Below are 19,419 nucleotides of genomic sequence, written 5' to 3'. Positions count from 1 at the left end.
CCGCCCTTGCTCCAGACACAAATACTGTTATCCCCCACGTTCCTGCCCCCGGCTGGCGCGCGGGCGATGCTGCGCCGCGGTCCCGCCGCGGCCTGGCCGGATTTCAGCGATTAGGGGAGATGTCCCATGCTTACCGTGCGTCCTGTCCGCACCTCCGATCTGCCCGCCATCGAACGCATGGCGGTGGCCAGCGGCATCGGTGTCACCAGCTTGCCCAACAACCGGGAAAAGCTGTTCGAACGCATTCAGCAGTCCGTATCCGCCTTCGAACACGAAGCCACCGGCGATTCCGGCTGCGAATACTATATGTTCGTGCTGGAAGAAGGCGGCCAGGTGCTGGGCACCGCGTCGATCAACGCTTCCGCTGGTTTCGACGAGCCCTTCTACAGCTACCGCAGCGAGATCTTCGTGCACGCCTCGCGCGCGCTGAAGGTCAACAACCGCGTGCACGTGCTGAATATGTGCCATGACCTGACCGGCATGGTGCAGCTGTGCGGTTTCTACGTGGACAGCCATCTGGAGCCGTTGGCCGCCGAGCTGCTGTCGCGCGCCCGGCTGCTGTTCATCGCCAGCAAGCGCGAGCGCTTCGGCCGCCGCGTGATCGCGGAGATGCAGGGCATTCACGACGACGCCGGCCAATCGCCGTTCTGGAACGCCATCGGCCGCCGCTTCTTCAATATGGATTTCCTGCAGGTGGAGCAGGCTTTCGTCAGCCACAGCAAGACCTTCATCGCCGAGCTGATGCCCAGCTACCCTATCTATGTGCCGCTGCTGCCGGACGAGGCGCAGCACGCCATCGGCCAAATCCACGCCAGTTTCGAGCGCTCCTGCCAATTGCTGTGCAACGAGGGCTTCGAGGCCGACAACTACATCGATATCTTCGACGGCGGCGCGGTGCTCACCGCCGAAGTGGACCGGCTGAAAACGCTGGAAACCAGCCGTTGTTATCCGGTGGAAGTGCTGGCCAGCCTGCCGGAGCAGGCGCAGCCGCAGCTGTTGAGCAATCTCGAATCCAGCGAATTCGCCGCCGCGGTGTGCCGCGTGGCGGTGGTGGACGGGGTCGCCTTCATCAATCCCGACGCCGCCCGCGCGCTGGGCCTCGCCAGCGGCGGCCAGGTCCAGGTGGCCGGCCTGCAGCAGAAGGAGTCCGCAGCATGATGTTCATCCGCCCCGTAGCTCACAAAGACCTGGACGGCCTGATGAATCTGGCGCGCAGCGCCGGCGTCGGCCTGACCTCCCTGCCGGTCAACGAAGAGCGGCTGTCGCGCCGCATCGCCCGCTCAGTGCTGTCTTTCGCCGGCGAGCTGGACAAGGCCGACCAAGGCTATGTCTTCGTGATGGAAGACGGCGCCACCGGCGCCATCGCCGGCATCTGCGCGCTGGAGGCCGCGGTGGGCCTGAAGGAGCCGTGGTACAACTACCGCGTGGGGACCATCGTCCACGCCTCCGAGGAGTTGGGCGTGTATTCGCGCCACGACACTCTGTTCCTGTCCAACGACCATACCGGTTATTCCGAGCTGTGCACGCTGTTCCTGCACCCGGATTACCGCGCCAACCGCAACGGCGGCCTGTTGTCCAAGAGCCGCTTCCTGTTCTTGGCTCAGTTCCCGCAGCTGTTCGGCAAGCTGGTGGTGGCCGAGATGCGCGGCGTGTCCGACGAAGCCGGCCGCTCGCCGTTCTGGGAAGGCCTGGGCCGTCATTTCTTCTCCATCGACTTCGCTCACGCCGACTATCTGACCGGCGTCGGCCAGAAAGCCTTCGTCGCCGAGCTGATGCCCAAGCACCCGGTCTACATCGACTTCCTGCCGCCGGAGGCGCAGGCGGTGATCGGACAGACTCACGAAAACACCCGTCCGGCGGTGGCGATGCTGGAGTCCGAAGGCTTCCGCTACGAAGGCTATGTCGACATCTTCGACGCCGGCCCGACGGTGCAGGCCTATACCAGCGAAATCCGCGCGGTGAAGGAAAGCGCGGTGGCCGCCGCGCGGCTGGCGGACCCGCTGCCGGAAGGCGACAAGAACTTCTACCTGGTGTCCAACGACTCGCTGGCCGGCTTCCGCGCCATCCTGGCCGAGACGCTGGCGCCCACCCATGAAATCCTGCTGACGCCGGAACAGGCGCAGGCGCTGAATGTGGAAGAGGGCGGCCATCTGCGTTGCGTCGCGCTCTATCCCAAGGAGAATGCATAGTGAGCAGCTTATTCATCAATGGACAATGGCAAGAAGGCGCCGGCGCGGCGCTGAGCAAAACCAACCCGGCCGACAATAGCCCGCTGTGGCAGGGGCGCGCCGCCGACGCCGCCCAGGTGGACGCCGCCGTGGCCGCAGGCCGGGCCGCGTTCAAGCACTGGGCGCGCACGCCGCTGGACGCGCGCGTGGCGGTGGCCAAGCGTTTCGGCGAACTCCTGAGCGCCAACAAGGACGCGCTGGCCCGCGTCATCGCCCAGGAAACCGGCAAGCCGTTGTGGGAGGCGCTGACCGAAGTGACCACCATGGTCAACAAGGTGGACATCTCGCTGAAGTCCTATCACGAGCGCACCGGCGAACGCGCCGCCGCCATGGGCGACGCCCAGGCTGTGCTGCGCCACAAGCCGCACGGCGTGGTGGCGGTGTTCGGCCCCTACAACTTTCCCGGTCACCTGCCCAACGGCCATATCGTGCCGGCGCTCTTGGCCGGCAACGCGGTGATTTTCAAGCCGTCGGAACTGACGCCGTGGACGGCGCAGGAAACGGTGCGGCTGTGGGCCGAAGCCGGCCTGCCGGCGGGCGTGATCGCGCTGCTGCAAGGCGCGCGCGATACCGGCGCGGCTCTGGCCGGCCATGCCGGCATCGACGGCCTGTTCTTTACCGGCAGCTCCGCCACCGGCGCGCTGCTGCACAAGAACTTCGCCGGCCATCCGGACAAGATCCTGGCCTTGGAAATGGGCGGAAACAACCCGTTGATCGTGGAAGGCGTTCAGGATATTGATGCCGCCGTCCACCACATCGTCCAGTCCGCCTTCGTTTCCGCCGGCCAGCGCTGCACTTGCGCGCGCCGGCTGCTGGTGCCGCAAGGCGCATGGGGCGATGCGCTGCTGGCGCGGCTGGTGGAGGTGGCGGCCAAGCTGCGCGTCGGCAAATACGACGCCGAGCCGGCGCCCTTCATGGGCGCGGTGATCTCCAGCGCCGCCGCCGAGGCGCTGCTGCAAGCCCAGGCCGCGATGCTGGCCGCCGGCGGCAAGGCGTTGCTGGAAATGCGCCGGCTGACGCCGGACGCGGCGCTGCTGAGCCCGGGCATCATCGACACCACCGCCGCCGCGCGTCCGGATGAGGAATACTTCGGCCCGCTGCTGCAAGTGATACGCTACGCCGATTTCGATGAGGCCATCGCCATCGCCAACGACACCCGCTTCGGCCTGGCCGGCGGCGTGTTGTCGGACGAGCGCGAGCTGTACGAGCGCTACCTGCTGGAAAGCCGCGCTGGCGTGGTGAACTGGAACAAGCCCTTGACCGGCGCGTCCAGCGCCGCGCCCTTTGGCGGCGTGGGCGCCTCCGGCAACCATCGCGCCAGCGCCTATTACGCCGCGGATTACTGCGCCTATCCGGTGGCCTCGCTGGAATGCGACAGCCTGGCCGTGCCGGCTCAACTTTCGCCGGGGATCACGCTGTGAACGCCTATGAAGTGAATTTCGACGGTCTGGTGGGCCCGACGCATAATTACAGCGGCCTGTCCTTCGGCAATGTGGCGTCCACCAGTAATGTCAGCGCCGCGTCCAATCCCAAGCTGGCCGCCAAGCAGGGCCTGGCCAAGATGAAGGCTTTGCACGACCTGGGTTTCAAGCAGGGCGTGTTGGCCCCGCACGAGCGTCCGGACGTGGCCAGCCTGCGCCTGCTGGGCTTTGCGGGCAGCGACGCCGAAGTGGTGGCGCGCGCCGCCAAGGAAGCGCCGGCCATCCTGGCCGCGGCCAGCTCGGCCTCCTGCATGTGGACGGCCAACGCCGCCACGGTGAGCCCGTCCGGCGATACCGCCGACGGCCGCGTGCATTTCACCCCGGCCAATTTGAACAATAAATTCCACCGTTCGATCGAGCACCCAACCACCGGCCGGCTGCTGCGGGCGATGTTCGCCGACGAAGCCCGCTTCGCCGTGCATCCGGCGCTGCCGGCGCAGATGCACTTCGGCGACGAGGGCGCGGCCAACCATACCCGCTTCTGCGCCGAGTACGACGGCCCGGGCGTGGAGTTCTTCGTGTTCGGCGCGGCGGCTTTCGACGCCCGCTATCCCAAGCCTGCCAAATTCCCGGCGCGGCAGACTCTGGAAGCCTGCCAGGCGGTGGCGCGGCTGCATGGCCTGAGCGCGGAGCGCGTGGTCTACGCGCAGCAGGACCCGGACACCATAGACGCCGGCGTGTTCCACAACGACGTGATCTCGGTGGGCAACCGCCAGGTGCTGTTCCACCACGAGAAATCCTTCCTCGATCAGCACAAGGTGCTGGCCGAGCTGAGCGCCAAGCTGGCCGCCGCCGGCGGCAGCTTCGTGTCGGTGGAGGTGCCGGCGGCGGAGGTCAGCGTAGAGGAGGCGGTGAAGAGCTATCTGTTCAACAGCCAACTGCTGTCCAAGCCGGACGGCAAAATGATCATCGTGGTGCCGGAGGAGTGCCGCAATCAGCGGCGCGTCTGGGCTTACCTCGGCAAGCTGGTCGCCAGCGGCGGCCCCATCGACGAGGTGAAGGTGTTCGACCTCAAGCAAAGCATGCAGAACGGCGGCGGCCCCGCCTGCCTGCGGCTGCGCGTGGCGCTGTCCGCTGCGGAGATTGCCGCGGTCAACCCCAGGGTGCTGATGAGCGACGCGCTGTTCGCCACGCTCAACGCTTGGGTGGATCGCCACTACCGCGACCGCCTGAGCAGCGATGACTTGGCCGATCCGCAGCTGCTGATCGAAAGCCGCACCGCCTTGGACGAGTTGAGCGGCATTCTGGGTCTGGGCTCGGTGTATCCCTTCCAGCTGGGCTAAGAGCGGCTAACAAAACCCCTGATGCTGCGTTATCCCGACCTTGCCGTACTCAATGTACTGTCTGCGTCGGCGCGCCTTGCCTCAGCCGTAAAACGGAGTTTTGTTAGCCACTCTAAGAACCTGTTCACGATCTGCTGCGCGTCGTGAAGCGTTGCACGGTGAGTACAAGCTCAAAATGCTCATGTACCACGTGTACATTCCGCTTTTTCGCTCGTTTTCGCCTTGTCTCGCTCTTGCTCGCGAGATCGTGAACAGGCTCTAAGCGGGCGGAAACGTCAAACCGTCACTCCTGCGTCAAAACCACCACCAGCACGCTCTTGATCGCGCCGCTAGAGAGCGTGCTGGGCGTGGCTTTCAAGCGGGCGCGGAAAAAATGGGTAACGGTTTCGCCGTTGACGGTGAATTGGCCCTGACTTAATTTGTACAGACGGTTCAAATCCACTTTGGCGCCGTCCTGCTTTAGCACCTCAATCGCCACCCCCGTTGCGCAATCCGCACAGCTCTCATTGCCCAAGCTGCCGTCCGCCAGGATGGTGGCGGAGCTAAAACTGAAGCTGCCGTATTGATTGATCACCTCTGCCGCGGTCTGATCTCCGCAGCCGCCTATGCTCACGGTAAAAGGCTTCTCCTGCTGACTGGATAGGATTTGAGCCAGGGTTAGCGTCTTGAAGTCCACCGTAGTGGTCACGCCGGCTAAACTGCACTGGGAGAGGATAAGCGGAGGTGAGTTGGGGTCGACTTGCGGGTTGAAGGACCACACTGTGCTGCTCGTGAAGCCCGGCCAGTAAGAATCTATCACAAAAAAGGGGGAAAGCTTGATGGGATAACGCCCTGGCTTGAGCGAACTCATGGCTTTGGTGCGGATGAACTCCATTGCCCCTGGGACATCAAGCTGTAAGACTTGGCCTGCTTGCACATCGCTAAAACGCCGGAACTCCCCCCAGCCGCTGCACAAAATGGCTCGGCCATCTGTGTCGATGAAGCGCACGCCCACGCCATCCAACCCCGTTCCGCAAACCGTACCAGCCTCCCCGGTGCCAGGGCGTATTTGCAAGGCGAAATTGGCGACAGGTGGGGGAAGCGGGCCTGAGCAAGTGAGGGAGGGGCCTCTGATTTTGGCGCGGCCCAGCACCCCGTTCACTGGCACCGAGGCAAAAGGCCGGATGGATTCCACCTCAACCCAGGTAATATTAGTGCCCAGTGCGTCTTTTAGGTTATGGCACGCATTATTATACGTCTCCCAAGGCCCCGCGTTCACCGAGGACGCCAGCCATAGGTTCAGGCATCCGCACAGCAACAGCGCGGTAGGGCGCATGGCCCCCGCCAGGCGGGGCAAGGCGCCTGTCCGCCTGCCGCTTGGCTGATAAGCGAGGGTTCCGGCACTCCTGGCCGTGTTTTCTCGCGTATCGTGCTTACTCAAAATCAAACCTCAAGGTGGCGGAGCCCTGGAACGGCGCCGGCGAGGGCCGCGTTGTCATCTTCACCGGCCAGGCCAGTAATTGGAACTGCGCTTGCTGGCTTTGATAGTCCAGCGCGATGGGGATGTGTTGAGAGCCGGCCGGAGTGGCGCCCGGCGGCGTGGGCGGCACCAGCTTGCCGCTGCTTTCCATGGCGATGCCCACCGCTGAATGCGAGGTGGCCAGGTAGCGCGGGTCCTGCCCTTGAGGCTGGCCTTCCAGCGATAGCTGGACGGCGGCCCCGGAAGCAATATTATTGCACTGGATTTGGAACGTGCGTTTGACCGCGTTTTTATCAGCGCCGCCGGGCGTGGCCAGCGCCTCGGGCGGCAGCGCGCCAAAGTCGATGCTGGCCACTTGTCCGGCCGCCAGCGTGCAGCTTTGTGGCATCGAGACGTTCAGGCTCATGACTAAATTTTCCAGTGGGAAAGCGTTATATTCGGCGGAACTGTCCGTCGCGCCCAGAAGCTGGAATACAACGAAAGCCGGCACGTTGACGGTCCCGGAAAAAGGCTTGCTGATTCGCAGGTGCACCCGTCCGCGGGTGCCGGTATCCAGGTTATGGCGATCCACCATATAGCTGCTCACCGCGGTATTGTATGTGCAGGAGTCTTCTCCTTGAGCCTCATCATTGGTGAGGGGGTTCCACCAGGGCAGCGGCATATAACGTTGAACCGCCCCGCCCAAAAATAGCTCTACTCCCACTTCAACATAGGGATTAATCCTAAAAAACTGGATATCTTTGCCGTTGATCGTCTCCCCGCCGGCTGATTCTAGCCAGATTCGGGTGAAAAAATAGGTCCGGCGAGGGGTTTTGCTAGTAGAGCAAAAACAAGTGGCGCTGTATTTATCAAGCTGCCAACTGTGGACGTTTGGTAGCAGAGTGCCCGCCGCCGGGTTTTCCGCTGCGTTGTGATACGTCTTGCTAAAGTGGAAGGTGGGAATACTAAAACTGGCATTCGTACAAACGCCCGCGTGGGTGATTCCGCTTAGCGCCAGCCAGCTTGTGGCAAGCGTGGATGCCAAAATGGTTTTTATCGTCATTTTCATTGGAATATAAGAAAACTCTGAAAAGAAAAAACTGTTACCGGCAGTGAGTTTTCCAAAAAGCGATTCCATACATAGGAATACACCGAGGTGGTAAGTCCGGATGTTCTTACCTTTACCTATATGGGCAATGGAGGATGGGAGGACGTCGTTTTAAAAGCGCAAGGAGATTCTATGGGCGGCATGGTGCTAAATTCTGTAAGAATTTACGTAAAGCTCATTAGGAATCTACTTAAAAATAGCGCCTTAAGAGCCGGCTAAAATTTTTGCGATTCAGGGCGAAACACAGCGAAAACAGCGGAAGGGGCAAAATGGCCATGGAGCGGCTCATTCAGTCAATGGACCGGCGCTCGGGCCCCGGAGCCCGAGGTGTTTAGAGCGGCTAACAAAAGCTCGCAGAGGATCTGAGCCAAGACGAGCCGACGCCGGCCGTTCCCGTCGCGTGACTGATGAATGTGTTTACGATCTCGTGAACTAGGGCGAGACAAGGCGAAAACGAGCGAAAAAGCGCAAGGCTTGAGGGGGGCATGAGCATTTTGAGCTTGTACTCACCCTGCAAGGCTTCACGAAGCGCAGCAGACTTTGAACAGGTTCTGAGAGCTTGGAGTGTGCACGTGGTGTATGAGCATTTCGAAGACGCCCTCACTATGCCGCGTCACACGGCCCCCGACAGATCGTAAGCGCTGCTTAGACCCGCTAACAAAACCCCTGATCCTGCGTTGCGCCTCCTTGCCGTACAACTGGTACTGCCTGCGTCGGCGCGCCTTGGCTCAGGTTCTCTGCGAAGTTTTGTTAGCGGCTCTTAGTGGCGGATCTGGGTGCTGCCGGCTTCGGCCAGCGCTTCCAGCAGCAGGGCGGTGCTGGCGCCGGGCAGGTTGAACGGGTCCAGCCTAGCCTGGGCGGAATAGCGCAGCAGCAGCGAGGCGTTGAGTTTTTCCATCATCACCTCCGCCATGCTCCAATTGGCGAAGCGGCGTTGCTCCACTTCCTGATAATCCAGCAGGGTCAGACATTGATGGCGCGGGTCGTGGGCCAGTTTCTGGTACAGCAGGTTGACCTCGGCGCGGCCACCCTCCAGAGATTGAACGAACACGTCCTTGCTGTAGCACAGCACCCCGGTGATGCCCTGAGCCGGATTGTATTTGCGAGCGGCGATCATGATGTCGTCCACCAGATCGCTGTCTATGGATTTGTGCGCGCGGCTGCAATAAGTCAGGCGTACCAGCATGATGTGCCCCTTCGATGGAAAGACGCCGCGCCAGACTGGCGAGGCCCCGCTTTCATCTTAGCTGGTGCGCGGCGTCTTGCCGCTGGCCTTAGAGCCTGTTCACGATCTCGCGAGCAAGAGCGAGACTAGGCGAAAACGAGCGAAAAAGCGGAGTGTACACACGGTACATGAGCATTTTGAGCTTGTTTTTAACGCCGTATCGCCGCAGCGCAGCAGACCGTGAACAGGTTCTTAGAGCCTGTTCACGATCTTACATGCGCTCATTGAAATGCAATGTAGATACGCGGTTTCCTATGTATCTACGCAAGGTTGCAAGGCACTAAAAAAGACCTTGAACTGACTCACGGAATCGGTTCAAGGTCTATTGTGCATCGTAAAACTGAGCGTTTCTGGATGCGGCCGCAAGCTCTTGCCTCGCTGCTGCCCTCGAAGCTTTGAACAGGCGCTTTATTTGTGCATCAAGGACAGGAATTCGCGGCGCAGATTGGCATCGCTCAGGAAGGAGCCGCGCATCACGCTATTGGTCATCTTGCTGTTGCTGTCTTTCACTCCGCGCCAGTGCATGCAGAAGTGGTCTGCTTCCATCACGATGGCCAGGCCGTCCGGCTGCAGTTTTTTCATCAGCAGGTCGGCAATCTGCGATACCGCTTCTTCCTGGATCTGCGGGCGGGTCATCACCCAATCTATCAGCCGCGCGTATTTTGAGAGGCCGATCAGGTTGGAATGTTCATTGGGCATCACGCCCACCCAGACGCGGCCGATGATGGGGCACAGGTGGTGGGAGCAGGCGCTGCGCACCGTGATGGGGCCCACGATCATCAGCTCGTTCAACTGCTCCACATTGGGAAATTCGGTGCTGGCCGGCATCGCCACATAGCGGCCGCGGAAGACTTCCTTGATGAACATCTTGGCCACGCGCTTGGCGGTGTCCTGGGTGTTGTGGTCGTGTTCAGTGTCGATCACCAGGCTTTCCAGCACCGCTTTCAGTTTTTCCTGAACCTCGGTTTGCAACTGGTCCAGCTCGCCGTCTTCGATATAGGCGGCGATATTGTCGTTGGCGTGAAAACGGACGCCGGCTTGCTGCAGGCGGCTGCGGATGCGCTGTGAGACCGGCAGATGGTCAACGGTATTGGTCTTGTTCATTGTGTTGGCAGTCTCGGATGCTTATTTATCATTTTGGCGCCGCCATGGCCGGCGGCTCTATCCATTGCGCATGATTTGGGACGGGGCAGGCGGTGGGCGCTTCCCCGCAGGGCGGCGTGGTTGGAGCCTGGCCGATGCGACAGGAACGCTCCATGTTAGCACAAGCGCCGGAGCGTATCCGCAGCCGATGAGCCTAGTAGAAACCCTTAGCCCATCAGGGCTTGACGTGAAAAGTCCTTAATTTGGCTGGTATGCAAAGTCAATGATGGAGGCCGGCTGTACATGATCTTGCTGTCCTTTTGGACGGGGATGGACATGGGGCGGCGAGACCTTGCCGTGGCGGCGCAAGCCTTGGCCGCGCAGGAGACGAGGGTGAAGGCCGCGGCTCCCTTCGTGTGCATTGGTGTTTTCGACACAGAGATTATTCGGATTGAATTTCCGCCCGCCTGGATTACCACTCACATAACGACGACAACTTATGAAGAGGGGTGGGGCGGTATGAATAGTCAACAAGGCAACGGCCAGCAACGCTGGGCCCGGGACTATGTGTTCGACGCATTGAGCGAGTTGGGCATCCATCGCATTTTCGGCGTGCCGGGCACCAATGAAATCCCCATCATCGACGGTACGTCCTACCCGGAAAACCAGGTGGAGTACATCGAGTGCCTGCATGAGAACATCGCCATGGGCGCGGCGATGGGGTCGGCGCGGATGACCGGCAAGCCCGGCGTCGTGGTGGTGCATGTCACCCCGGGCATAGCCCACGGCATCGGCAATCTGTTCAACGCCTGGCGTTCGCAGGCGCCGCTGGTGATTCTGTGTTGCCAGCAGCAGAACGAGCTGGTCACCCAAGAGCCTTTGTTGGCCTCCAACCTGGTGGACCTGGCCCGGCAGTACACCAAGTGGGCGCATGAGGTGCGCACCGAGCAAGAGCTGCCCATGGTGTTGCAGCGCGCCTTCAAGGAGGCGATGGCGCCGCCCAACGGGCCGGTGTTCGTCGCCATTCCCTGGGAGTTCACCATGAGGCGCATCGGCGACGGCGACCGCCTGCCCGGCATTACCCGCATCTCCCCGCACTTCACCGCCGACGCCGACGCCATCCGCCAAGCGGCCGCCATGCTGCGCGAGGCGCTGAACCCGCTGATCGTGGTGGGCGACGCCGCGGGTTACGCGGAGGCCTGGCCGGAACTGCAGGCGCTGGCGGAGTTGATCGGCGCGCCGGTGTCGCTGCAAACCTTCAGCAGCCTGGCCAACTTCCCCAATGGAGATTACCACTGGCAAGGCGAACTGCCCGGCGGGCAAAAAGACTTGCAGAAGGTTTTTGCCGGTCATGACGTGGCTTTTTTGTGCGGTTTCAGCAATCAGGCCCAGGTCACCGTGTTCAAGTACAGCGACGGCCCCTTGATTCCACCCTCGGTGCGTCAGGTTTACCTGAGCAACAACAGTTGGGACATCGGCAAGAACTACTACGGCGAGTGCGCCTTGTTCGGCGACATCAAGGCCACTTTGCCGCTGCTGAACCGGGAGATCGGCGATCAGCCGTCGGCGGCCGCGCGGCAACGCAATGAGCTTTTGCGGCAAAAGGCCGAAGCGCGGCGTGAGCAATGGGATAGGTATCTGGGCGAGGCGATGCGGCAGCAAGAAATCTGGGCGGTGGTGATCGCCGACGCCTTGCGCCTGGAAATCCGCGAACGCGGGCTGGAAAAGCAGTTCGTCTACGTGCACGAAGCGGTGTCGGACCCGGCGCCGTTCCAGTACCTGTTGCCGTTCACCGAAGAGGCCGCCGCGCCTATCAGCTACTACTGCGTGGGCGGCGGCTCCTTGGGCTGGTCCATGCCCGCCACCCTGGGCATCAAGCTGGAGGAGCAAGGATGCCAAGGCATCGACACCCGTTTCGTGGTGGCGGCCACTGGCGACGGCTCCTCGCTGTTCTACCCGCAAACCTGGTGGACCGCGCAGCACCGCCAGCTGGGCGTGCTCTACATCATCACCAACAACCACGAATACCACACCCTGCAAATGGGGCTGCAACAAGTGGAGGCGATGTACGGCGACGCGGCCGGCTACGGTTGGCATGCGCGCACCCAGGATCCGGAATACCTGCGCATCCACCGGCCCAAGCCGGACTTCGTCGCCCTGGCCAAAGCCTTTGGCGGCATGGAGGGCGAAGTGGTGGCGCATCCGGAGGCGGTGCGCGCCGCGGTGCGGCGCGGGCTGGATCACGCACTGGCCGGCCGCGCCTATGTGCTGGACATGCAGACCGTGGGCCTGGACCAGCCGCCGCCCACGCCGCAGCAGGCCAACGCCCGCTACCGCAACCAGCCGCGGCTTGATTGCTTCCACACTCCGGACGGGGATGCCCAGCGCAATACGGACAACGGCCAGCCGGCCAATGTGCCGGTGATTTTCTGATCCCGGCTTCACTCAGCGAGGACGAGCAAACATGGCTAGCGAAAACATAGACATCGCCATTGTCGGCGGCGGCGTGTCCGGCGTGTACAGCGCCTGGCGGCTGCAACAGCATTATCCCCAGAGCAAGATCGCGGTGTTCGAGGCCAGCGATCACATCGGCGGCCGCTTGCTGTCGGTGCGGCCGCCGGACATCCCCGACATGGTGGCGGAACTGGGCGGCATGCGCATCCTGCCGGAGGTACAGCCGCTGATTTACGACTTGATCCAGGAATTGAACGCGCTGCTGCCGGCGCCGGAACAGATCGAGCTTTACCGTTTCCCGGTGGACGAACCGCAAAACATCGCCTATCTGCGCGGGGTTTACCTGCGCTTGCAAGACTTCACTACCGAGCCGGACAAAGTGCCGTACCGGCTCAACTTTCTGGATCGGGGCCAAACCGGCGGCAGCGTCATCATCGACGCCATCGAACAAATCGTGCCTGGCATCACCAATAAATCGCTGACCGAGGAAGAACGCCGGCTAATGGCGCAGGGCGCCAGCTTCGGCGGCGTGCCGCTGTACCAGCAGGGTTTCTGGAATGTGTTGTTCCGCGTGATCACCGGAGAAGCCTATCAATACGCCGAAGACACCGGCGGTTACGACTCCACGCTGTGCAACTGGAACGCCGCCGACGCCATCCCGTGGTTTTTGTCGGACTTTAGCGTATCGGCTCAATACATGGGGTTTTGCAACGGCTTTCAGCAAGTGCCGCTGGTGTTGGCCCAGCTGTTTGAACAAGCCGGCGGCGAGGTGCGCCTGGAAGCGCCGGTCAGCGGCGTGACGCGCAGCGAGCAAGGCTTTCAGTTCCAGGCGCAGGGCCGCACCGTGTCCGCCAAGACCCTTATCCTGGCAATGCCGCGCCGCGCGCTGGAACTACTGTCCGCCACCAGCCCCTGGTTGCAGGAGTCCGCGCGCTTTCAGCAATTGACCGCCAGCGTCACCCCGCGGCCGCTGTTCAAGCTGTTCACCACCTACAACAGCCCTTGGTGGCTCAATACCGGTTACAGCAAGGCCGACGGCGAATACGTGCCGGTCAAGTCCGGCCGTTCCGTCACCGATTTGCCAGTGCGCCAGACTTATTACTGGCCGCGCAGCAACGGCCAGTCCGCCTTGCACGGTCACGCCATGTTGCTGGCCAGCTACGACGACGGCGACAACACCGGTTTTTGGGACGGCTTGCGCGGCCGTCGTCACAGTGCCTGGAAGAAGGGCCTGGAGGTGGCGGAGCTGGCCGATCCCTTCATCGGCGCGGATGACCATGTGCGCGCCAATGAACTGAGCTGGCACCGCTACAAGGCCCCGCGCATGATGACCGAGGAAGTTACCCGCCAGCTGACGGTGATGCACAGCCTGTCCTATACGCCCAAAGTGCGCAACGCCGCTTTCCGAGACTGGGGCGACGACCCGTTCGGCGGCGGCTGGAACAGCTGGAACATCGGGGTGAAAAGCTGGGAAGTGAAACAGCAGATCATCCAGCCGCTGGACGGCCAGCCGCTGTATGTGTGCGGCGAGGCTTATTCCGACGCCCAAGGTTGGGTGGAGGGCGCTTTACAGACGGCGGACATGATGTTGGCCAAGCTAGTCTGAGTTCCTGTTTTGGCCTGCCGCGCGTCGGCAGGCTGAGACAGGGGCGTTGATGTGCTGCCGGAAGCGGGACGGGGCTGCCTGTTCCGCCTTAAACCTGTTTGCGCTCTTGCGAGACTAGGCGAAAACGGTTGAGAAAGCGGAGTGTGCACAAGCTACATGAGCATTTTGAAGTCGCACTCATTGAGCCGCGTTTCAAGAGGCGCAGCAGATCGTAAACAGGTTCTTAGGCGCTCTGGCTTTCAGGGCACTGTAGAAGCCGCGCGGCTAGTTGAGTCTCGGCTGGATCGGAGGCGCTCATAACGCGTGCCGCTCAATGATGGCTGTCAGCGCGTCGAATAGCTGTGCCAGGTTCTTGGCGGTTTTTTCTTCCAGCGGTTGATCCCAGTCTCCATGCTGAATCACATAAATGCGAAAACGACCGCGCGGATTGAATTCCGGATACCAGCCAACATCAACCAGAAGTCCAAGTGGCTCGCACTCTATTTGCAGAATGTCTTCCTTCAAGGAGAACAGTAGGGTTTCATCGCCAAGGTTGAACGTTTCGTCGATATCGCTGAGGGCGTCATAGCTGACAATGGAGCGGGAGAGTTTGAGCTTGTTTTTCATGGGCAGGGGTTGATTCTCCATAAGAGCGGGAGCTTCTTTTCGCTTAAGCCTTGCTTTGCTTGCTAACTTTGAACAGGGTAGAAGCACCCCGTCGCCGCGGGGTGTTTGTCATTATGCCCTCAAGCCGATCTACGCACTCCGCTGGCCGCTTTGTCGGCGCGGGGATTGCGAGGGTTTAGGCTGATCCCTGTCCTGGGTCTTGCTCCACCCGCTCCAGCCGCGCCACCACGGCGTGCGGCGGCAACAGGGTGCCGGGAGAGAGCACGGCATTGGCGCCGATGCGGCTGTGGTCGCCCACCAATGCGCCAAATTTCTGCGTGGGCATCGTCCAGGCTTGCTGGCGGCAGCGCAGAGTGATGGTCTTGTCGCGGCGTTCGTTCCAGTGATTGGCGATGACGGCGCCGGCTTCCATATTGACGTCCGCGCCCAGCACGGAGTCTCCGACGAAGTTGAAGTGAGCCAGCCGCGAGTAGGGGCCGACGACGCAGGTTTTGAGTTCCGATCCCGGCCCCACCGTCACGTCGTTGGCCAGCGCCACGCCGTCGCGCAAATAGGCGTGGGCGGCTACGCGGCAATTGGGGCCTATCAGCAGAGGGCCTTTGAGCACTGCGCCGGCTTCTATCGTAGCGCTGCGATGGATGGCGATGTCTCCGTCCACTGCCCAGTGCGCGAGGTCCAGCAAGGCGCATTGCCGCGCCAGGCTGTCGGGCAACTGGCCAAGCCAGTGCCATGGGGGCTGGGCGCTGTCCAGCCAGGGAAAGTGGGTGAGCAGATCGGCGAACAATTCGGCGGGGAGGGCGGAGGGCATGATTGGGCCTGGTGCGTGCGGGGATTTGTATTGTAGAGCCGGCGGAGCAAGGCGGCCAGAAGGCCGCCGCGGCGTCAGATTTCGTACACCCAGCTGATGGAGTCGCCGGGGCGTTCCACTTGGGGCGACTCCAGACTGAACAGCTCCATTTTGCGCAGCGGCGGCGAGTACAGGTGCAGGGTGACCAGGTCGTCGCCGTAGGGCTGGAGGTTGGAGATCTGATGGATGTCCAGATGGCTGTTGATGGTGAGGCTGCCGCTTTCCAGGCGGTGCGACTCCACCGCGTACACCAAGCCATGATCGGTGCGTTCGAACACGGTTTCGGTGGCGGTGCCTTGCAGCACGCGCAAGCCGCACAGGCTGCCGCGGTGATTATGGATGCGGCTGCGTTGGGTGCTGCGCCAACAGAGCAGCAAGAGCTCGCACCAGGGGCTGAGATAGATCTGGTTGCGGCGGTAGCGTTCGTCGCTGAATTGGCGGAAGGGCAGCAGATCATCCGGGCCCAGTTGCAGCGAATCGTGAAACCGCTGGATCTGCTCAATGTTCAGATTGGCCTGGTAGGCGTCCAGTTGCCGCAGCGAGGCGGTCAGGCTGGGGCTCAGGGCGAAGGAAGACTGCGCGGCGGCGCATAGCGTGTCGTTCATCGGTTTCTCCTTTGGCCGGCGCGGCCGCGGACAGTGGGTTCTGTCCGTCGGGCTGAAGCGGGGACGGCGTTTTTCTGACTGGACCCGCGCCGGCAAAGTTCGCGGCGGTGGTCCGCGCTATGGTTTCGGTATAGCCGATGAGGCCGCGGGCTGGTTGCCTGAATGGGCAGGTTTCAGCCGTTTGGCGCGTTGGAGGCTTCGCCATGGCGTCGCAGCGCGGACCGCGCCCGGCGCAGGCCCAGCGCGATGGCCAGCGCCAGCAAAGGCACCGCTGCGGCGGTGGCCAATTCCACGTTGATGGGCAGGCCGGCGGCCTTGGCGCCTTTGAACAGATAGCCGATCAGGCCGGCGCTGTAATAAGTGATGGCGGCGATGGACAGGCCTTCCACGGTTTGTTGCAGGTGCAGCTGCATGGCGGCGCGGCGTTCCATCGAGGTGAGCAGCGCTTGGTTCTGCCGTTCGCGGCGGATGTCCACGCGGGTGCGCAGCAGCGCGGTGGCGCGGTTGACCCGCGCGGCCAGCTCGCGCTGGCGAAAGGCCACGGCGCGGCAGGTGTCCATGGCGGGGGCCAGACGGCGTTGCACGAATTGCTGGAAGGGTTGCAGGCCGTGGATGCGGCGTTCGCGCAGTTCGGCGACGCGGTTGCGGACGATGTCGTAATAGGCGAGAGAGGCGTTGAAGCGGTGGTCGGTGCGGGACAGCGCGTTTTCCGCTGCGCCGGCCAGCTCGGTCAGCCGGTGCAGCAGCTGCGGTTCGCTGTCGGCGGCCGCGCCGCTTATGGCGCCGGTCAGCTCGGCCAGTTCCTCGTCCACTTTGGCCAGCTCCGGGGCGATGCTTTTGGCCACCGGCAGCGCCAGCAGGGCCAGCATGCGGTAGGTTTCCAGCTCCAGCAGCCGCTGCAGCATCCGGCCGGCTTGGCGGCGGCCCATGTAGAGGTCCGCCAGTAGATAGCGGGAGAAACCGTCCGGATGGATGCGGAAATCGGTGTAAGCGCGGCCGGCGCCGTCTCCTATCTCCGCGCCCGCCAGTTCATGGCCGTTGAAGCATAGGGCGGCCAGGTCCTCGATGCGCAGCGGCAGCGCTCCGGGCGACAGCAAGGCGGCATGGGCGGCCACCAGCACGTTGCCGGGCAACAGATGCAGCCAGGCCGCCGGCAGGGCCTGCAAAGCGGGTTGGGCGAAGGGGCTGGATTCCGCGCCGTGGGCAAGAATGGTGAAACTGGAGAATTCGCCGTGCCGTTCCCAGCGCACGAGGCCAAACGGGGCGTCCAGTTGAAATTGACCGGCCTCGGGGTCCTGGACGGGCTGGCCTAACTGTTGGGCCAGCTCCCTGCATAGCCAGTTTTCCTGTTCTCGGCTGATGTGGCGGTGCAGATAGGCCAGGTAGCTGATCCGGTTGTCGGCGGCTATCTGCAGCGCTGGCCTGGCGTGGGCTTCGTGGTTAAGTTGCCGGCGCTGCGGGTGTTCGTTAAGGCGGAGGCGGGGCGGATCGGAGAGTTCGGCTGTCATGACGGGCTCCGGTGGCGGGTGGGCAGTCTTCAGCATAAAACGTTTCATGCTGCAATGCAGCATATTTTGACGCCGGATTGTTTCGCCATGAAGAAAGGGCGGCCGTGGCCGCCCTCTCGCTATGTTCTCGGTTTTTGAATCGGTATTTTGTCCCTCTTGCCTTGGGATGTGATCGCCGCTCTGCTTAGCACCCGTCTACAATCTGCTGCGCGTCGGCGATACAGCATTGAAACCGTCATCGAAATGCTCGCGCACCACCAGTACATTCCACTTTCTCCGCCTTTTCCGCCTTGTCTCGCCCGGTTCGCGAGAACATAAACAGGTTTTGAAAGCCGCGAACAAAACCTTGTGGAGAGCCTGATCCCAGAAGGCGCGACGCGGAATCAGGGGGGCGGGTCACAGGCCTGCTATGGCTGGCTGGTGACAGCGTCCGGCGCGACCAGGGCAAGTGTTTTGCCGTGTCGCCTCATCAGCAGGTAGTAAGTTGAAAACCCCAACCCGCAGCCGATGAACCAATTGAAGTTGGCAAGCGTTTCCCATGAGCTGAAGATGATGATCAGACCAATGAGCACGGAGGGGGCCAAGGCGTAAAGGGCTTTGGGGTTGACGCCGTTTTGGTACCAGTAATGGCCTCCAGCCCGATTGCTGTAGAGGTCGTCGACATGGATGACGCGATGACGGATCAGGTAGAAATCGGCAATCAGTATGCCGAACAGGGGGCCGATAAAAGCGGCCAGTACGTCCAGCGTATAGTGGATGACCTGAGGGGAGTTGAACAGGTTCCAGGGCGTGATGAAAATCGAGGCAAAAGCCGCGATGAAACCGCCGGTCCGCCAACTGATGTGTTTGGGGGCGACATTGGAAAAGTCGAAAGCCGCGGAAACGAAGTTGGCCACGATGTTGATGCCAATCGTCGCAGTGACGAAAGTGAAGCCTCCCAGCACGGCGGCCAGCGTATTGTCGATTCTGCCGACGGTTTCGATGGGGTCGGTAATCATGCGGCCGAATACCGGCAGGGTTCCGGAAGTGATAACCGCGGTGACGATGGAAAACGCCAGGAAGTTGACCGGCAGGCCCCAGAAATTGCCGCGTTTGACCTCTTCGAATGTTTTGCCATAACGGGAAAAGTCGCCAAAGTTGAGCATGGGGCCGGAAAAATATGAAACCACCAGGGCGATGGCGATCGCCATCTGGCCCAGGGCGAGAAGGCCCTGATGATTTGTTTCGCTCAGCGTGGGGCTGATATTGGAGGGGCCCGCCCGCCAGACTATCCACGCTGCGAGTAGCAGCATGACGGCGTACACCGCGGGGCCGGCCCAATCAATGAATTTTCGGATGGATTCCATGCCATGCCAGAACACGATGGCCTGCAGCGTCCACATAATCATGAATCCCAGCCAGCCAAGGTATGACAAGCCTAGCAGGCTGCCGTGGGTAAGGCCTGCGAGTTGAGGAAAGAAGCGCAGCAGTATGATGTTGAGCGCGCTGGAAGCCAGGAAGGTTTGTATGCCGTACCATGCCACGGCGATCAGCCCGCGGATGATGGCGGGCACGTTTGCGCCGTATACGCCGAAAGACATGCGACAGACCACGGGATAAGGGATGCCGGCTTGTTGGCTGGGTTTGGCCACCAGATTGCAGAATAGGTTCACAAGACAGATGCCGATCAGCAGGGAGAGCAGAACCTGCCAGACGTTGAGGCCTAGAGCGAACAGGCTGCCGGCAAACACATAGCCTCCAACGCTGTGCACGTCCGACATCCAGAAGGCAAAGATGTTGTACCAGTTCCAGTTCTGCTGCTTGAGAGCGCCGAGGTCTTCATTGTATAGCCGGTCGCTATAGCTGGCGGGGCGTTGCTCTGACATAGGGTGACTCCTGATGGGGGTGAGTCTCTCCTTTTTTGTCTACGATTTATTTGTTTTCGTATACAAAATAAAGGACCATTGC

General features: G+C 61.8%; 15 protein-coding genes. 6 read left to right on the top strand and 9 right to left on the bottom strand.

The window, feature by feature from the left end; genetic code table 11:
• The first annotated feature begins 126 nt into the window (after positions 1-126).
• The 4 genes from aruF to astB are packed head-to-tail and all read left to right on the top strand — an operon-like array spanning position 127 to position 4,992.
• Entirely contained in the window at positions 127-1,158 is a 1,032-nt protein-coding gene (aruF, locus tag DXT74_RS18910; protein ID WP_043633958.1) for an arginine/ornithine succinyltransferase subunit alpha, read from the top strand.
• Entirely contained in the window at positions 1,155-2,189 is a 1,035-nt protein-coding gene (astA, locus tag DXT74_RS18905) for an arginine N-succinyltransferase (protein ID WP_043633954.1), read from the top strand. Before aruF ends, astA begins: the two co-directional genes overlap by 4 nt.
• A complete protein-coding gene (gene astD, locus DXT74_RS18900; protein ID WP_194426756.1) occupies positions 2,189-3,649 on the top strand; it encodes a succinylglutamate-semialdehyde dehydrogenase in 1,461 nt (486 codons plus the stop codon). The genes astA and astD overlap by 1 nt, the downstream gene beginning before the upstream one ends.
• Positions 3,646-4,992, top strand: a complete 1,347-nt coding sequence (astB, locus tag DXT74_RS18895) for an N-succinylarginine dihydrolase (protein ID WP_194426755.1) — start codon at positions 3,646-3,648, stop codon at positions 4,990-4,992. Before astD ends, astB begins: the two co-directional genes overlap by 4 nt.
• A gap of 283 nt (positions 4,993-5,275) precedes the next feature.
• On the opposite strand, the gene DXT74_RS18890 is transcribed toward astB, so the two are convergent.
• The 4 genes from DXT74_RS18890 to folE form a co-directional block, all read right to left on the bottom strand.
• A complete protein-coding gene (locus DXT74_RS18890) occupies positions 5,276-5,980 on the bottom strand; it encodes a fimbrial protein (RefSeq protein ID WP_194426754.1) in 705 nt (234 codons plus the stop codon).
• Positions 5,981-6,404: 424 nt separating this feature from the next.
• The gene (locus DXT74_RS18885; RefSeq protein ID WP_194426753.1) at positions 6,405-7,568 is read right to left on the bottom strand and encodes a fimbrial protein; all 1,164 of its coding nucleotides are present in this window, start codon (positions 7,566-7,568) and stop codon (positions 6,405-6,407) included.
• Between the two features lie 730 nt (positions 7,569-8,298).
• Positions 8,299-8,724: a BLUF domain-containing protein gene (locus DXT74_RS18880; protein ID WP_043633938.1), complete on the bottom strand. Its 426-nt coding sequence runs from the start codon at positions 8,722-8,724 to the stop codon at positions 8,299-8,301.
• Positions 8,725-9,171: 447 nt separating this feature from the next.
• Positions 9,172-9,867, bottom strand: a complete 696-nt coding sequence (gene folE / locus DXT74_RS18875; protein ID WP_043633935.1) for a GTP cyclohydrolase I — start codon at positions 9,865-9,867, stop codon at positions 9,172-9,174.
• A 498-nt stretch (positions 9,868-10,365) separates the two neighbouring features.
• Between folE and DXT74_RS18870 the strand changes: the two genes are divergently transcribed.
• Complete coding sequence (locus DXT74_RS18870; protein WP_194426752.1) at positions 10,366-12,279, top strand: thiamine pyrophosphate-binding protein; 1,914 nt, start codon at positions 10,366-10,368, stop codon at positions 12,277-12,279.
• Between the two features lie 31 nt (positions 12,280-12,310).
• Positions 12,311-13,906, top strand: a complete 1,596-nt coding sequence (locus DXT74_RS18865) for an FAD-dependent oxidoreductase (protein ID WP_194426751.1) — start codon at positions 12,311-12,313, stop codon at positions 13,904-13,906.
• 294 nt (positions 13,907-14,200) lie between these two features.
• Here DXT74_RS18865 and DXT74_RS18860 read toward each other — a convergent pair whose 3' ends face one another.
• From DXT74_RS18860 to DXT74_RS18840, 5 genes are all read right to left on the bottom strand, one after another.
• Positions 14,201-14,533 (bottom strand): hypothetical protein, encoded by a 333-nt coding sequence (locus DXT74_RS18860; protein ID WP_162788075.1) that lies wholly within the window; start codon positions 14,531-14,533, stop codon positions 14,201-14,203.
• 154 nt (positions 14,534-14,687) lie between these two features.
• The gene (locus DXT74_RS18855) at positions 14,688-15,320 is read right to left on the bottom strand and encodes an LpxA family transferase (protein WP_194426750.1); all 633 of its coding nucleotides are present in this window, start codon (positions 15,318-15,320) and stop codon (positions 14,688-14,690) included.
• A 74-nt stretch (positions 15,321-15,394) separates the two neighbouring features.
• Entirely contained in the window at positions 15,395-15,964 is a 570-nt protein-coding gene (locus DXT74_RS18850) for a cysteine dioxygenase family protein (protein ID WP_194426749.1), read from the bottom strand.
• A gap of 173 nt (positions 15,965-16,137) precedes the next feature.
• Positions 16,138-17,472 (bottom strand): DUF3422 family protein, encoded by a 1,335-nt coding sequence (locus tag DXT74_RS18845; RefSeq protein ID WP_194426748.1) that lies wholly within the window; start codon positions 17,470-17,472, stop codon positions 16,138-16,140.
• A 407-nt stretch (positions 17,473-17,879) separates the two neighbouring features.
• Positions 17,880-19,337, bottom strand: coding sequence for an NCS1 family nucleobase:cation symporter-1 (locus DXT74_RS18840; RefSeq protein WP_114154477.1), 1,458 nt, complete (start codon positions 19,335-19,337; stop codon positions 17,880-17,882).
• Positions 19,338-19,419: the final 82 nt, after the last annotated feature.

It is taken from the genome of Chromobacterium sp. Rain0013 (genome assembly GCF_015291765.1).
Lineage (GTDB): Bacteria > Pseudomonadota > Gammaproteobacteria > Burkholderiales > Chromobacteriaceae > Chromobacterium > Chromobacterium haemolyticum.
This window is presented reverse-complemented; position numbering and strand designations above follow the sequence as displayed.

Coding starts and splice junctions, on each gene's coding strand:
- astA (WP_043633954.1), top strand. CDS start 1,155: ATGATGTTCATCCGCCCCGTAGCTCACAAAGACCTGGACGGCCTGATG.
- folE (WP_043633935.1), bottom strand. CDS start 9,867: ATGAACAAGACCAATACCGTTGACCATCTGCCGGTCTCACAGCGCATC.
- DXT74_RS18870 (WP_194426752.1), top strand. CDS start 10,366: ATGAATAGTCAACAAGGCAACGGCCAGCAACGCTGGGCCCGGGACTAT.
- DXT74_RS18840 (WP_114154477.1), bottom strand. CDS start 19,337: ATGTCAGAGCAACGCCCCGCCAGCTATAGCGACCGGCTATACAATGAA.
- DXT74_RS18885 (WP_194426753.1), bottom strand. CDS start 7,568: ATGGAATCGCTTTTTGGAAAACTCACTGCCGGTAACAGTTTTTTCTTT.
- DXT74_RS18860 (WP_162788075.1), bottom strand. CDS start 14,533: ATGGAGAATCAACCCCTGCCCATGAAAAACAAGCTCAAACTCTCCCGC.
- DXT74_RS18845 (WP_194426748.1), bottom strand. CDS start 17,472: ATGACAGCCGAACTCTCCGATCCGCCCCGCCTCCGCCTTAACGAACAC.
- DXT74_RS18880 (WP_043633938.1), bottom strand. CDS start 8,724: ATGCTGGTACGCCTGACTTATTGCAGCCGCGCGCACAAATCCATAGAC.
- DXT74_RS18850 (WP_194426749.1), bottom strand. CDS start 15,964: ATGAACGACACGCTATGCGCCGCCGCGCAGTCTTCCTTCGCCCTGAGC.
- aruF (WP_043633958.1), top strand. CDS start 127: ATGCTTACCGTGCGTCCTGTCCGCACCTCCGATCTGCCCGCCATCGAA.
- DXT74_RS18855 (WP_194426750.1), bottom strand. CDS start 15,320: ATGCCCTCCGCCCTCCCCGCCGAATTGTTCGCCGATCTGCTCACCCAC.
- DXT74_RS18865 (WP_194426751.1), top strand. CDS start 12,311: ATGGCTAGCGAAAACATAGACATCGCCATTGTCGGCGGCGGCGTGTCC.